At 62.6% G+C, this 12,778-nt stretch carries 16 protein-coding genes and 1 tRNA gene; 9 read left to right on the forward strand and 8 right to left on the reverse strand.

What is annotated here, in order from left to right; genetic code table 11:
- Positions 1 to 81: 81 nt before the first annotated feature.
- From AC4FWB_RS01210 to AC4FWB_RS01225, 4 genes are all read right to left on the reverse strand, one after another.
- The gene (locus AC4FWB_RS01210) at positions 82 to 291 is read right to left on the reverse strand and encodes a Rap1a/Tai family immunity protein (protein ID WP_491023974.1); all 210 of its coding nucleotides are present in this window, start codon (positions 289 to 291) and stop codon (positions 82 to 84) included.
- 18 nt (positions 292 to 309) lie between these two features.
- Entirely contained in the window at positions 310 to 435 is a 126-nt protein-coding gene (locus AC4FWB_RS01215; protein WP_491023975.1) for a hypothetical protein, read from the reverse strand.
- A 155-nt stretch (positions 436 to 590) separates the two neighbouring features.
- Positions 591 to 680 (reverse strand) — tRNA-Ser (locus tag AC4FWB_RS01220).
- A 220-nt stretch (positions 681 to 900) separates the two neighbouring features.
- Positions 901 to 1,032, reverse strand: coding sequence for a hypothetical protein (locus AC4FWB_RS01225; RefSeq protein WP_491023976.1), 132 nt, complete (start codon positions 1,030 to 1,032; stop codon positions 901 to 903).
- Between the two features lie 528 nt (positions 1,033 to 1,560).
- Here AC4FWB_RS01225 and AC4FWB_RS01230 point away from each other — a divergent pair.
- From AC4FWB_RS01230 to AC4FWB_RS01260, 7 genes are all read left to right on the forward strand, one after another.
- The gene (locus tag AC4FWB_RS01230) at positions 1,561 to 2,826 is read left to right on the forward strand and encodes a septal ring lytic transglycosylase RlpA family protein (protein WP_491023977.1); all 1,266 of its coding nucleotides are present in this window, start codon (positions 1,561 to 1,563) and stop codon (positions 2,824 to 2,826) included.
- An 82-nt stretch (positions 2,827 to 2,908) separates the two neighbouring features.
- Entirely contained in the window at positions 2,909 to 4,090 is a 1,182-nt protein-coding gene (locus AC4FWB_RS01235; protein WP_491023978.1) for a D-alanyl-D-alanine carboxypeptidase family protein, read from the forward strand.
- Positions 4,091 to 4,162: 72 nt separating this feature from the next.
- Positions 4,163 to 4,837 carry a dTMP kinase gene (tmk, locus tag AC4FWB_RS01240; protein ID WP_491024327.1) on the forward strand — a complete coding sequence of 225 codons (675 nt, stop codon included), beginning with the start codon at positions 4,163 to 4,165 and terminating at the stop codon, positions 4,835 to 4,837.
- Positions 4,834 to 5,889 (forward strand): DNA polymerase III subunit delta', encoded by a 1,056-nt coding sequence (locus tag AC4FWB_RS01245; RefSeq protein ID WP_491023979.1) that lies wholly within the window; start codon positions 4,834 to 4,836, stop codon positions 5,887 to 5,889. Before tmk ends, AC4FWB_RS01245 begins: the two co-directional genes overlap by 4 nt.
- A gap of 127 nt (positions 5,890 to 6,016) precedes the next feature.
- Positions 6,017 to 7,567: a methionine--tRNA ligase gene (gene metG, locus AC4FWB_RS01250; protein ID WP_491023980.1), complete on the forward strand. Its 1,551-nt coding sequence runs from the start codon at positions 6,017 to 6,019 to the stop codon at positions 7,565 to 7,567.
- Positions 7,567 to 8,361, forward strand: a complete 795-nt coding sequence (locus tag AC4FWB_RS01255) for a TatD family hydrolase (protein WP_491023982.1) — start codon at positions 7,567 to 7,569, stop codon at positions 8,359 to 8,361. Before metG ends, AC4FWB_RS01255 begins: the two co-directional genes overlap by 1 nt.
- A gap of 3 nt (positions 8,362 to 8,364) precedes the next feature.
- The gene (locus tag AC4FWB_RS01260) at positions 8,365 to 9,186 is read left to right on the forward strand and encodes an MBL fold metallo-hydrolase (protein ID WP_491023983.1); all 822 of its coding nucleotides are present in this window, start codon (positions 8,365 to 8,367) and stop codon (positions 9,184 to 9,186) included.
- Positions 9,187 to 9,196: 10 nt separating this feature from the next.
- Here AC4FWB_RS01260 and AC4FWB_RS01265 read toward each other — a convergent pair whose 3' ends face one another.
- The gene (locus tag AC4FWB_RS01265) at positions 9,197 to 9,781 is read right to left on the reverse strand and encodes a TetR/AcrR family transcriptional regulator (protein WP_491023984.1); all 585 of its coding nucleotides are present in this window, start codon (positions 9,779 to 9,781) and stop codon (positions 9,197 to 9,199) included.
- Between the two features lie 153 nt (positions 9,782 to 9,934).
- Here AC4FWB_RS01265 and AC4FWB_RS01270 point away from each other — a divergent pair, with 153 nt between their 5' ends.
- Positions 9,935 to 10,234: a hypothetical protein gene (locus AC4FWB_RS01270; protein WP_491023985.1), complete on the forward strand. Its 300-nt coding sequence runs from the start codon at positions 9,935 to 9,937 to the stop codon at positions 10,232 to 10,234.
- An 88-nt stretch (positions 10,235 to 10,322) separates the two neighbouring features.
- On the opposite strand, the gene AC4FWB_RS01275 is transcribed toward AC4FWB_RS01270, so the two are convergent.
- The 3 genes from AC4FWB_RS01275 to AC4FWB_RS01285 form a co-directional block, all read right to left on the reverse strand.
- Positions 10,323 to 10,547, reverse strand: coding sequence for a hypothetical protein (locus AC4FWB_RS01275; RefSeq protein ID WP_491024341.1), 225 nt, complete (start codon positions 10,545 to 10,547; stop codon positions 10,323 to 10,325).
- Positions 10,548 to 10,619: 72 nt separating this feature from the next.
- Positions 10,620 to 11,051, reverse strand: a complete 432-nt coding sequence (gene nudI, locus AC4FWB_RS01280) for a nucleoside triphosphatase NudI (RefSeq protein WP_491023986.1) — start codon at positions 11,049 to 11,051, stop codon at positions 10,620 to 10,622.
- A gap of 64 nt (positions 11,052 to 11,115) precedes the next feature.
- A complete protein-coding gene (locus AC4FWB_RS01285; RefSeq protein WP_491023987.1) occupies positions 11,116 to 11,676 on the reverse strand; it encodes a lysozyme inhibitor LprI family protein in 561 nt (186 codons plus the stop codon).
- Positions 11,677 to 11,793: 117 nt separating this feature from the next.
- On the opposite strand from AC4FWB_RS01285, the gene AC4FWB_RS01290 reads away from it, so the two are divergent.
- Positions 11,794 to 12,705 carry an agmatinase gene (locus AC4FWB_RS01290; protein ID WP_491023989.1) on the forward strand — a complete coding sequence of 304 codons (912 nt, stop codon included), beginning with the start codon at positions 11,794 to 11,796 and terminating at the stop codon, positions 12,703 to 12,705.
- The last annotated feature ends 73 nt before the right edge of the window (positions 12,706 to 12,778 follow it).

Here is a 12,778-nt window from a genome sequence, read left to right on the forward strand (position 1 = left end):
CGGCAACGTAGCGGGCGCTTTCACGCAATCAGCGATCCTCAAAAGCAAGTTCAACAGCGGCTTCGGGCTTCCGGGCCTTTTCTACGACGAACACCGCCATGCATCGAGCATCGCTTTGTAGACGAGAATGACCGCCTGCATTTGTCGCTCCCCAGAGTGATCCGTAAGGTATTTGCAAGCTAGGTCTTTGATCTGACGACCGGTCGCGTGCTCGGGAATACAAATGAACTGCTTTGGCATGACGCTCCTGCCGCTTTGCGCGTCGATCACGCCCATGTTGAGCCCTTCCATGTCGCCGACGCCCATAACTTAGCCGAGCGCGACCTCCGGGCTTTCCGTGCAGAAGCCATAGAGTTCATTTCCGCTGAAGAAACCGGCCTGTGCCGCAGGACTCGATGCAGCTATGAGGGCAAAGGCCAATTGCCATTTCGCCATTCCTTCCCCCCTGTCCTTCATCCATTGATAGTTGCAGGAAAGCGTTGGCGCTGCAATTGGCCCGACTGGTTCAGCTACCGGTGTTTTTTGGGGAAGGGCAAAAGTTATGTCACGGCCCTAAAGCAGAACTTAAGTATTTGAATTTATTGCCATTGTGGCGGAGGGAGTGGGATTCGAACCCACGGTGAACTTGCGCCCACGCCGGTTTTCAAGACCGGTGCCTTAAACCGCTCGGCCATCCCTCCATCGTGGTATTTCAACCACTTAGGACTATCGCTATCGGTCGATCTCAAATGGTTGGCGCCGAGTTGGCGCCGGAGGCGTTCCCGACCGGTTCGCGCTTCTCCTGTAGTGCGGCGGTCAGGGCTGCGTCAACCATCGCGGCGGCGCCTTCCTGCTGTCCGGGCAGAAGATGTGCGTAAATGTTTCCGCGGGATCGAGAAGGATGTTTGCTGACGGAGCCAATCACCCCGGGAGCCGCTGTGCCGCGCCCTGGATGCTATGCTCCATTGCCGCGGTGTAGGCGCCGTCGTTCGCCAAACGATCCCATACGGCGAAGCAGGCCGCCAGCGCGATCAGGAACATGATCGTGCGCATCGAAAGCCCTCCCTCAGAGGTTCCCGATACATTGAACCTTCAATATGATCCTGCTTCGCTTCAAATACAAGCTATTGCTAATATAATGCGCAAGCCAACCTTGGGACGCCGTGAGCTGCACGGAACGCTGGAAGCGCGGCTTGGCCGACGCAACGCCGCGCGGCTTATGGATTATCAAAGCGATAGCTAATATAGATGAGCCGAATTATCCGTTCGATCTAGGAAATCCCTGCGCAGGCTCGTGCTAGGCTCTTGCTCGGCGCGGGGAATTCCAGCGCCATGAGCGCCGGTTGGAAAAAGGAAGTCCCCCCTCCAAAAAGCTGCCCCTCCATCCGGCGCTCATCCATGCAGGGTTCGTTCCGCGCTGGCAGGTCTCGCCATAATCTCGCCGGGTTCCGGCCATAATCGATTAACATCGTGATAAACAATTCCTGTGCACAAAGGGATTGGGGATCAAGGTGTTGCTGGCATTCGCGGGCGCTTTGGCCCCGACTGGTGGCGGCAAGACTGTAGGGGACAATCGAAAACATGCAGACCTCGGCGCGCCCGCGTCTTCGTCGCGCTCCTGCTTTTGTGCTGTGCGCCCTGTCGGCGGTGCTGCTTGCCGCCTGCACCTCCACGCCGCAACCTAAGGCGATGGTCGACAAGCGGCCGCGCTCCAAGGAATATTTCGCCGAATCCGAATATGGCGTGAAGGCGAGCCCGCGCGTCAACTTCATGCGGCGCGGCGGTGGCCGTGATCAGCTCGGCAAGCCGTATCAGGTGCGCGGCAAGTGGTATTACCCGAAGGAAGACAAGCGCTACGCCAAGGTCGGCCTGGCCTCCTGGTATGGCGATGCCTTCCATGGCCGGCTGACCGCCAATGGTGAAGTCTATGACACGGCCCAGCTCACGGCGGCGCATCCGACCATGCCGCTGCCGAGCTACGCCCGCGTTACCAACCTCGACACCGGCAGCTCGGTCATCGTGCGCGTCAACGACCGCGGCCCATATCATGAGGGCCGTATCATCGACGTCTCGGAGCGAGCCGCACAAATGCTCGACTATGACAAGGTCGGCACCGCAGAGGTGAAGGTCGAATATGTCGGCCGGGCACCGCTCGATGGCAATGACGACCAGTATCTGATGGCCTCCTACCATCCGGGCAATCGGCGGCCTGATCCGTCCGACGGCCTGCCGACCGGCGTTATGGTCGCCATGAATGGCCCGTCGCCCAGCATGCAGACGGACGCGCCTCCAGCCGCCGTGCCGTTCCCTGGCCAGTTGACCAATTCGGGCCAGGCGTTCACCGCGCAGCCGGGTCTGTCGGAGCAGCCGACCGCGCAACCGGCGATGTCGGCGCAGGCGCCGGGCGCCAGCGACGTCACATTGCCGGATTTCGGGCCGATTGTGCCGGAGCGGCCGGAGTTCAGGCTGCCGCCGAACTCGCCTTTTGCCATGGCCTCGCTGTCCTACGCGGATGAGCGCGTCAATCGCGCCGACGTCTTTGCCGCGCTCGATGGTAGCGGCATGTCGCCGGCCGACATCCTGCAGTCGTGGAAGAAATCGAACCGGCAGGAACAGACGTCGGCCTTGGACTATGTCGCGGCCGGCTCCTTCGACGACGCCGCCGAGGCAAAGCGCGTGGCGACGGCACTGGAGCCGTTCGGCAAGACTGAAATCCAGCGGACCGAGCTCGACGGCAACGACTGGTATGCCGTCAACGTCTATCCGGATGGCCATGGCAGCATCGACGACCTGCTGCAGGCGGCATGGTCGCACGGGGCGCCGGATGCATTGGTTGTGCGAAACTGATCAATTTCGAGCGCGCCGTTGATCCGGCCGAAAAAACCCTGATAGCTTGACCGGGCCAATGCGGCTAACGGGTCGATATTTCATGCAGTTCCGCGCTCTTCCGCCTTTCGCCGGACTTCTTCTGGGGTTGGCGTTGATGCTGCTTTGCGCCGTACCGGCGAGCGCTCAGCTTTTCGAGACCAAAGCCGCCCAGGCCTTCATGATCGACGCCGATACCGGCACGGTGCTGTTTGCCAAGGATGCCGACGAGCCGATCCCGCCGGCTTCCATGGCCAAGCTGATGACGATGGAAGTGGTGTTCAACGCCATCAAGTCGAAGCGGATCACGCTCGACGACACTTTCGTGGTCAGCGAGAACGCCTGGCGCACCGGCGGCGCGCCGTCCGGCACCTCGACCATGTTCGCCAAGCTCAAGTCAGCGGTCCGCGTCGAGGATCTGATCCAGGGCGTGACGGTGCAGGCCGCCAATGACGGCTGCATCGTGCTCGCCGAAGGCATGGCGGGCTCGGAAGCGAATTTCGCCGCGCAGATGACCGAGCGTGCCCGCGAGATCGGCCTCGCGAAATCGACCTTCGTCAACTCGACCGGACTGCCGGCTGACGGCCAGCAGACCACGGTGCGCGAGTTGACGATGCTGGCGCTGCATGTCTGGCGCGACTATCCGGAGTTCTTCCATTATTACGGCCAGCCGGATTTCACCTGGAACAAGATCTCGCAGAGGAACCGCAACCCGCTGCTGGCCATGGGCATCGATGCCGACGGCTTTGTGGCAGGCGCAAGCGAATCCGCCGGCTTCGGCATCGTCGGCACGGTCAGCCACAACGGCATCCGCGTGATCGCCGCCCTGAGCGGGCTGGCCAGCGATCGCGAACGCTCCGAAGAGGCGCGCAAGCTGCTCGATTGGGGGTCGCGGTCATTCCAGAAGACGGAGATATTCGCCAAGGACGAGGTGGTCGGCGAAGCCCAGGTTTTTGGCGGCGCCAAATCCGGCGTGGCCTTGAAAGCCAAGGGTCCGGTGGACATCTTTCTGCCGATAGCCAATCGCGACAAGCTGACCGCCAGGATCGTCTATGAAGGTCCGGTGGCGGCGCCGGTGGAGGAGGGGCAACCGGTCGGGGAGTTGCGCGTTTGGATAGGCGACACGCTGAGCCAGCGAACGCCGCTGTTCGCCGCGGAGTCGGTGAAAGTGGGCACGCTGCCGCAGCGCGCGCTCGACGCCGCCAAGGAACTGGCTGTCGGCTGGCTGCGTCAGAAGCATTTGTGATCGGGCAGGCGCGTGGACCTTTTGTCGGACGACAGCTATGACAGCGGCCAGCGCGGGCAAAGGCATTCTCGATTGGCGAGCGGATTTTTCATCACCTTCGAAGGCGGCGAAGGAGCGGGCAAGTCGACGCAGATCGAGCGGCTGGCGCGGCGCATGCGCGCCAAGAAATACGAGGTTCTGGTGACGCGCGAGCCGGGCGGCTCGCCGGGCGCCGAGGCGGTGAGACATGTGCTTTTGTCGGGCGCGGCCGAACCGTTCGGCCCCAAGATGGAAGCAATCCTGTTCGCCGCCGCACGATCCGACCATGTCGAGCAGGTGATCCGGCCGGCGGTCGAGCGCGGCTCGATCGTGCTTTGCGACCGGTTCATCGATTCCTCCCGCGTCTATCAAGGCGTTACCGGAGGGCTCGATCCGGATTTCATGGAAGCACTGGAGGCAGTCGCCATCAACGGTATGGTTCCCGACATGACGCTGATCTTCGATATCGATCCGGCCGAAGGCCTGAAGCGCGCGGCGGCACGTCGCGGCGCCGGCGACAGCGCCGACCGCTTCGAGAAGGAGACGCTCGCCGTCCACCGGCGCCGGCGCGAGGCCTTTTTGGCGATCGCCGAGGCAGAACCGGATCGCTGCATCGTTGTCGATGCGTCGGCCGATCCCGAAACGGTTGAAAACGTCGTCACCGCGGCCGTGTTCGCGGTGCTGGAAAAGCGGATGCCGACGCAAAGCAGGCAGACGGCGCCGGCATGATCTTCGAACGCATCGCTCCCGAACAGCACGACACGCTGGACGGCGTTCCCGAGCCATCGGAAACGCCGCGGCTTATCGGCCATGCGCAGGCGGCAGGCATGCTTGCCTCCGCCTACCGCGCCGGCAAGCTGCCGCACGCGCTGATCCTCGCCGGGCCGCACGGCATCGGCAAGGCGACGCTTGCCTTCCACCTGGCGCATCACCTTCTCAAACATCCGGACTTCGCGGCCGCGCCCGAAACGCTCGCGGTCCCCGATCCGGCGTCGTCGCTGTTTCGCCAGATCGCCACCGGCGCGCATCCTTCGGTGCTGCATCTCACGCGTCCCGCCAACGACAAGACCAAGAGCTTCAAGACGGTGCTCACCGTCGATGAGATCCGCAAGGTCAGCCGCTTCCTGTCGATGACCTCGCACGATGGCAGTTACCGCGTCGTCATCGTCGACCCGGCTGACGACATGAACACCAACGCCGCCAATGCCTTGCTCAAGAATCTCGAGGAGCCGCCGGCGCACACCCTGTTCATCCTCATCGTGCATGCGCCGGGTAGCCTTTTGCCGACGATCCGCTCGCGCTGCCAGATGGTGCGGCTGACGCCTCTTGCGCCTGACGAGCTGATGGCCGTGCTGGAAAATGTCGAGCCACCGCCGCCCGACGATCCGGCGGCGCGCGCGGCACTGGCCGAGCGGGCAGGGGGCAGCGCCCGCAACGCGATCCTGCTTACCCAGTATGGCGGGCTGGAGATTGCCGGCGCGCTCGATGCCCTGGTGGCAGCGAGCAAGCCGGATATTGCCAGCGCGCACCGCCTGGCCGAAGCCGTCGCCGGCCGCGACCAGGCGATCCAGTTCGATATCTTCAACCGCCGCGCGCTCGATCTTTTGTCGGCGGCGGCCAGCGAAGCGGCTTTAGCCGGTGATCTCGCCAGGGCCAAAACGCTGTCCGAGGCTTGGCACGAGGCGCTGAACACGATATCTGAGGCCGAGACCTACAATCTCGACAAGAAGCAGCACGCCCTGACCATGATCGACCGCCTGAATTCTGCGATGCGAATGTGACGGCTTCTCTGGTGCATGCAGTTGGCCCACTTTTGGGCGGCATGCATTGGCCTCGGGATGGCAATCGACGTTCCGATGCGATATCCACCGCCACAACTCACATTCAGATATTCATGACGGTTCATTCATGTCACGCGACACATTCTACATAACGACCGCGATCTCCTACCCGAACGGCAAGCCGCATATCGGCCATGCCTACGAGCTGATCGCCACCGACGCGCTTGCTCGCTTCCAGCGGCTGGATGGCAAGGACGTCTTCTTCCTGACCGGCACCGACGAGCATGGCATCAAGATGCTGCAGACGGCGCGCAAGGATGGGATTTCGCCGCGCGAGCTCGCCGACCGCAACGCGGCCGAGTTCAAGCGCATGGCGAGCGCGCTCAACGCCTCGAACGACGACTTCATCCGCACCACCGAAGAGCGGCACTACGCGTCCTCGCAGGCGATCTGGAAGGCGATGGCCGCCAATGGCGACATCTACAAGGGCGGTTATGCCGGCTGGTATTCGGTGCGCGACGAAGCCTATTACGGCGAGGAGGAAACCGAGGTCCGGGCCGACAATGTCCGCTACGGGCCGCAGGGAACGCCGGTCGAGTGGGTCGAGGAAGAGAGCTATTTCTTCCGGCTTTCGGCCTATCAGGACAAGCTTGTCGCGCTCTACGAAAGCCAGCCCGATTTCATCGGCCCGGCCGAGCGCCGCAACGAGGTGATGAAATTCGTCAAGTCGGGCCTGAAGGACCTGTCGATCTCACGCACCACCTTTGATTGGGGCGTGCCCGTTCCCGGTGATGAGAAGCATGTGATGTATGTGTGGGTCGACGCCTTGACCAACTACATCACCGGTATCGGCTATCCCGATGAAAATGCTGAGAAATGGCGCTTCTGGCCTGCGGACGCGCACATCATCGGCAAGGACATCGTGCGCTTCCATGCCATCTATTGGCCGGCCTTCCTGATGTCGGCGGGGATCCCGCTGCCGAAGCGCGTCTTCGGCCACGGCTTCCTGTTCAACCGCGGCGAGAAGATGTCGAAGTCGGTCGGCAACGTCATCGACCCGTTCACCATGGTGGAGCATTACGGCGTCGACCAGGTGCGCTATTTCTTCCTGCGCGAGGTGCCGTTCGGCCAGGACGGCAATTACAGCCATGAAGCGATCGTCAACCGCACCAACGCCGATCTCGCCAACGGCCTGGGCAATCTGGCGCAGCGCTCGCTGTCGATGATCGCCAAGAACTGCGGCGGCGCGGTGCCGCAGCGCGGCGAACTGGCGGAAGCCGACAAGGCAATCCTCGACCAGACGGTGGAAGCGCTTGCCGTTTCCCGCAAGGCAATGGCGGAGCAGGGCATCCATCTGGCGTTGGCGGCAATCTTCGGCGTGGTGGCCGAAGCCGACCGCTACTTCGCGTCGCAAGAGCCTTGGGCGCTCAGGAAGACCAATCCGGAGCGCATGGAGACGGTGCTGTGGACGACCGCCGAAGTCGTGCGGCGGGTGACGGTGCTCTGCCAGCCCTTCATTCCGGGATCGGCCGCAAAGCTGCTCGATCTCCTGGCCGTGCCCACGGACAAGCGCAATTTCGCGCATGTCCACGCGGAGCACGCGCTGGTGCCCGGTACAGCACTGCCGGCGCCCGAGGGCGTGTTTCCGCGTTACGTCGAGCAGGACACCAAAGCCTGATGCTCGTCGACAGCCACTGCCATCTCGACTTTCCAGACTTCGCCGAGGAGCGGGCGGCCATCGTCGCCCGCGCCCTCGCTGCCGGGATCGGCCGCATGGTGACGATCTCGACGCGTGTGAAGCGCTTTCAGCAAATCCTTGAAATCTCTGAAACTTTCAACGAGGTCTATTGCTCGGTTGGTACCCATCCGCACAATGCGGAGGAAGAACTTGACGTGACCGCGGACGAGCTGGTGCGGCTTTCAGGCCATCCCAAGGTAGTGGCGATCGGCGAAGCCGGGCTCGACTATTTCTATGACCGCGCGCCGCGCGAGGCGCAGGCACAAGGGTTTCGCACCCACATCGCGGCAGCACGCCGGACGGGCCTGCCGCTGGTCATCCATTCGCGCGACGCCGACGATGACATGGCGGCGATCCTCGAGGATGAGACAGGGAAGGGCGCCTTCCCCTTCATTCTGCATTGTTTTTCGTCCGGGCGCAGGCTGGCCGAGGTCGGCGTGGCGCTGGGCGGCTATGTCTCTTTCTCGGGTATCCTGACCTTCAAGAACTCGGCCGAATTGCGCGCCGTCGCCGCCGACGTGCCGCACGACCGGCTACTGGTCGAGACCGACGCGCCCTACCTTGCGCCGATCCCGTTCCGCGGCAAGCGCAACGAGCCCGCCTATGTTGCGAACACGGCGAAGGTGCTGGCCGAAACCATCGGCGTCAGCGAGACGGAGATTGCCGACATCACCACCGAAAACGTCTTCCGGCTGTTCACCAAGATGCCGCGTCCAGACGTGGCGACCAACTGAGATATGCCCGACCGGCTGCGCCTTACCATTCTCGGCTGCGGCTCATCGCCCGGCACGCCGCGCATCACCGGCGACTGGGGCAATTGCGACCCGACCAATCCGAGGAACCGGCGCATGCGCACGGCGGCCCTCGTGGAGCGGATTGCCGCCAATGGCGCCCGCACCACGGTCGTCATCGACACCGGACCGGATTTCCGCGAGCAGATGCTGCTCGCCTCGGTCAGGCGCATCGACGCGGTCGTCTACACGCATCCGCATGCCGACCACATCCACGGCATCGACGATCTGCGCGGCTATGTGCACGAACAGCGCCACCGCATCGACATCCATGCCGACGAGCCGACGATGGGACGGCTGCGCCAGGCGTTCGGTTATTGCTTCGAGACGCCGCCCGGCAGTTCCTATCCGCCGATCGTCAAGCCGCATCTCATCGACCATGCCAGGCCGGTGGTGATCGAAGGCGAGGGGGGTCCCCTCACCCTTGAGCCGCTGCCACAGATCCATGGCGACATCATCTCGCTGGGTTTCCGTGTCGGCAGCCTGGCGTATTGCCCCGACATCAGCGACTTTCCGCCCGCCACCGCCGAGCGGCTGCGCGACCTCGACGTGCTGGTGATCGACGCGCTGCAGTACAACACGCATCCCAGCCATCTGTCGCTCGGTGAGGCTCTGGCCTGGATCGAGAAGCTGGCGCCGAAAAGCGCCGTGCTGACGCATATGCATGTGCCGCTGGATTATGCCACGGTGATGCGCGAGACGCCGGACCACGTAGTGCCGGCTTATGATGGCATGGTGATTGAAGTCGCAGATCTTTCAATGGCTTGACCGCGAATTGCTAAAGCGTCGGCGGTCGTCCTTGCGGCGCCACCAATGTCTTCTTCACTCCGTCGCTGGCGAGCATCTGAAACAGCCTGTCGACCTCCTCCGGAGGAAGCCCGGTATCCGCTTCGAGCCACCAGTGCATCACCTCGAAGAATGCGCCGGTCATGAAGCGGGTAGCAAGCTCAAGCCGCCCCCCGTCTCCGCCGGCGATTTCCGCCAGTTCACGCCGAACCTGTCTGCCGATCCAATCACGGATCTCCGCCGGTATTTCGCGCTGGTTGCCACCCAGCAGCGCGCGGTGCATGTTCCGGGTGGCGGCAGCGTGCGCGAATGCGAACCCGCTGAATGCGAAGCCAGCGGCGTTCGGTCGCGGATTTTGCCTGCGTATGGCGTCGAGATGCTCCTCGATCGCCGCCTTTCTCAGGCAGTCCTTGTCGGGGTAGTGCGTATAAAAGGTCGAGCGGCCAACATCCGCTCGGCTGCAAATTTCCTCGACCGTGACCGGCGCATATCCTTTTTCCGCAGTCAGTTCGACAAGCGCCTCCTGCAAGAGCCGGCGCGTCCTGGCGACACGGCGATCAATCGATCCGGCAGCCATGGCTGCATCCTTTCCTGGTCAAGTGACGGACCAGCGTCCAGTAGCGGACGCAACTGCATGTCGCGGCTACCAAAAGCGATACTGGACACCCTGTCCAATATCTATGCTCCAACGACGGTCTCAGTCGAGACTGGCTGACAGGGAGAATCTGCAATGCACCGAGGTCCTCTCGCAACGCTTCACGGAAAGCGCGCCGCGCCCGCGCTCATAGCCGCCAAGTTGGCGCTCATGCTCGTGGCTCTCATCTTGCTCGCAAACGCCAATGCCTTGTTTTCCCTAGGGATTCCCATTGTGCTGATTCATGTTGCCGGGTTGGCGGCCATTGTGGGCCTGATGATATGGCAAAGCGCGCACCGTTCCATATCCGCCAAAACCCAGAAGCCGGAGAAGGACCGGCCGAAGACACCCCATATCGGCATCCTGCTTCACTCGGCCAGTGCCTTACAAGGATGAGGAGTTCGACGTCATCCTCAGTACGCTGATGTTCCATCATCTGCCGAAGGCAGGCCGCAAAGAGTTCGGCCGGGAAAGTTTCCGCGTCCTAAAGCCGGGCGGTCGTTGGCTCGTTGTCGACTTTGCAAAACCCCCGCGCCAGTCGCGCAGGTTCCGGCTCCACCGCCATGGCCATGTCGATCTGGACAAGATCGCAGCCGATCTCGCCAAATCCGGATTCGTCATCCTTGAGCAAGGCGACGTCGGAACCAAGGGCCTTGGCTACATAGTCGCGCGACGGAATGATGGCGCCAGCCTGCCGCATTAGTTCCATAATCTATCTTATGCGACTTATCCGCCAGCCAAACTGCTTGTGGCAAATGGGCGTCCGACACCGGCCAAGGAATCAGGCTTGGATCAGGCCCTTTGCCGCCAACGTTATCCGTGTGGCCGCGTTCAGGTCGTAAGAACCGAACTCGCCTGCCCGGACCCAGGCGTGGTCCTCGAATTCATCGTTGAGTTCCACCATCCGGTTGGCGGCACGGCAGTCGAAGATGAGGTAGATCATGTAGATCTCTTCGGTCGACCCATCCGCATAGGTCTTGACTCGGATATCGTCGCGAAAGGTCCAGGGGGTGGCCTGCGCGATCTCGAGCTTCTCGCCAAGTTCCTCACGTATCTCGCGGCGAAGCGCGTCTTCTATGTTCTCGCCGGCTTCCATTCCGCCACCGGACAGAGCCCATTGGCCGGGAAACACGCCACGGTCGCTCGGCATTTTGCAAAGCAGATATGCGCCGTCATTCTCGATAAGCGAACAGACGATAATCCTCTGCTTCATTGCGGTCCCCGGAATTTCTGACGATTGCCCACTCTAGCAAGCTCAATGCGTCAAGGCGACCGGATCACTGCAAATCCGATAGCTCGTCATCGAGGATGAGTGCCTGCCGGGCCGTCGCATCGAGCGCGCAGCTGACGATGATATTGCTCTGACGATCGGTATTGATGGTTTCGGCGGATGCTTCTGCCGCGCATCGCGCATCGCGGTAGGCGATCCAAGCGCGCTGCATCTTGCGATAGCTTTCCCGTGCCTTGGGTGCGGCCTTGGCCATCAGCGCCTCATAGGTCGTGTTGAGACGATCCTCCCACACACTTACCTCACGGTTGGCGCAATCGATCAACCCTAGCTGTGACTGGCCGTCGTCGCTTTCAAAAGAGCAAATCTCGGTCACGTAGTTGATGCACGAGGCGGGCTCGTGTCCGGCGAGCTTGATAGCGTTGTCGATATGGACGGCCGGCGTCGGCTTATCGTTCACTCCGGGAACGTCGCCAGGAAAATCGCTGACATATTTCAGGCATTCGGCAAGCGCCGCCTTGTCTGAGGCACGTACTTTCTCTTCGGCCACCGCAGACGACAAGGTGGCGAAGAGCAAACCACAAACCGCCAGCATTAGAACACTCTTCATCGCTGTAGCCCCATTTTGTTGCCCGAGACGCGAATTGTCGCAAAACTCCGGGCTGAAGTAACTACCCTGCCCCAAGCTGCCGTCGGGCTGGGACGCAACAATGAAGGCATCCAGAAAATGACCGCCTCGCCATCCTTTCTCGGCTTTCCCGATCGCCTCGCCGACGAGCGCATCCCGCGTGCGGTGATCTTCGGCGCCGGTCACGGCAGCACCTATCCGGGCAAGGACAGCGGCGGCTATGTCCTGGCCGCAGACGCCATCCGGGCCGCGAGCCAGGACGACGCTCCGCTGGTCGAGCATTGGGATTTCGACCTCGGCGGGCCGCTGTTCGACGGCAAGCCGGTCTGCTGTGTCGACGCAGGCGAGGTGTTGACCATCATGCATGACAATGCCGCCAACCGGGCCCGGGTCGAAGCGAAGACGCGCGAGGTCTTGGCGCTGCCGGCCGTGCCGATCCTGCTTGGCGGCGACGATTCCGTGGTCATCCCCTTCCTTGCCGGTTTTGCCGATCACCAGCCGGTCTGGATCCTGCAGATCGACGCCCATATCGACTGGCGCGACGAGGTGAACGGAGAACGCTACGGCTATTCGAGCCCGATGCGCCGGGCGAGTGAGATGCCGCATGTCGCCGGCATGGTGCAGGTTGGCCTCCGCAGCGTCGGCAGCGCGCGCCTTACCGAAATCGAAGCGGCAAAGCGCTATGGCAGCCGCTTCGTGACCGCGCGCGAGGTTCACGCCCAGGGCGTCGAAGCCGCCCTGAGCCATATACCGGAAGGTGCGCGGGTCGTCGTCACCCTCGACTGCGACAGCCTCGACCCCAGCATCATGCCAGGCGTGGCGGCGCGCACACCCGGCGGCCTCACTTACACGCAGGCGATCGATCTGATCGCGGGCCTCGGCAAGCGGGCCAGGATCGCGGGATTCGATCTTGTCGAACTCTATCCTCCCGCCGACATTGACGGCCTGTCGGCGCTGACCGCCGCCCGGCTTCTCGTCAATGCGATCGGCACCATCGTCCGACAGGCTTGAGCCCTGTCTGGTAGGCAACCCCTACCCTTTTGGAATCGTTCGATAACTCGACGCCATCGGCACCGATGTGGAC

Source organism: Mesorhizobium sp. LEGMi-168a, from assembly GCF_058312955.1.